Here is a 1,033-nt window from a genome sequence, read left to right as displayed (position 1 = left end):
CACCGCCGGCAGGCTGCGCAGCCGGGCCAGCACGGCGGGGCCCGCGCGGGGGGCGATGCTGACCAGCGCCGTGGCATGGAGCGGCGGACGCGCCTCCGCCCCCAGCCGCAGGGTATAGCCCCGGATCACCCCGCTGCGCTCCAGCCGCTCCAGCCGGGCCTGCACGGTGGTGCGCGCAAGGCCGAGCAGCCGCGCGAGGTCCGCCACCGGCTGGCGCGCATTGGCCTGCAGGGCCGAAAGCAAGCGGCGGTCCGTTTCGTCGATCTGCATGGTACCTCTGTCGATATGCCGTGAAGTTCGCAGCAAATCGGCGTTATGCCAAGCGATTTCGACCTGCGCGCGGGCCAGAATGGTCGAAAGAGACAATCGCCCGACCAAGCAAAGAGGCATCCCATGCGCAGAGCAGACCCCCTTCATTCCTCCCCCGCGGCCCATTTGGCGGCAACGCGCCCGGATCATCCGGTGCTGCATTTCGCCCCCGCGGTGCTGCAGGACACCGCCGCGGCCTTCCGCGCCGGGTTCCCCGGTCTCGTGACCTATGCGGTCAAGGCCAACGACCGGGCCGAGGTCCTGTCGAACCTCGTGGCGGCGGGGGTGGAAACCTTCGACGTCGCCTCGCCCGCCGAAATGGCGCGGGTGCGCGCGGTCTGTCCGGCGGCGCGGCTGCATTACAACAACCCCGTGCGGTCGGAGGCGGAGATCGCCGCCGGGCGGGACTTCGGCGTGCAAAGCTGGTCCGTCGACGATGCGGAGGAACTGGCGAAGCTGCGCGATGTCTCGCGCGCGGCAGAGGTGGCGGTGCGCTTTCGCCTGCCGGTGCGGGGGGCGGCCTATGATTTCGGCAGCAAGTTCGGCGCCTCGCCCGACGCCGCCGCCGAGCTGTTGCGTGCCGTGGCGGCCATGGGGTTCCGCTCGGGCCTGTGCTTTCACCCCGGCACCCAGTGCGAGGACGCCAATGCATGGGTCCAGTACATTGAGGCGGCGGCGGGCATCTGCCGCGCGGCGGGGGTGCGTATCGGGCGGCTGAACATCG

2 protein-coding genes are annotated in these 1,033 nt (G+C 71.0%); one reads left to right on the top strand and one right to left on the bottom strand.

Annotation, left to right across the window (positions count from 1 at the left end; all coding sequences use genetic code 11):
* The coding region (locus tag A3728_RS11290; RefSeq protein ID WP_150120740.1) for an Lrp/AsnC family transcriptional regulator at window positions 1-270 on the bottom strand (270 nt) is incomplete at its 3' end.
* A 123-nt stretch (window positions 271-393) separates the two neighbouring features.
* Between A3728_RS11290 and A3728_RS11285 the strand changes: the two genes are divergently transcribed.
* Window positions 394-1,033, top strand: a 640-nt coding sequence (locus A3728_RS11285) for an alanine racemase (protein WP_201722312.1), incomplete at its 3' end; no start/stop codon positions are given.

This window comes from Sulfitobacter sp. HI0040 (assembly GCF_001634885.1).
Lineage (GTDB): Bacteria > Pseudomonadota > Alphaproteobacteria > Rhodobacterales > Rhodobacteraceae > Sulfitobacter.
The sequence above is the reverse complement of the archived record's forward strand: the minus strand, read 5'-3'. Positions and strand labels throughout refer to the sequence as shown.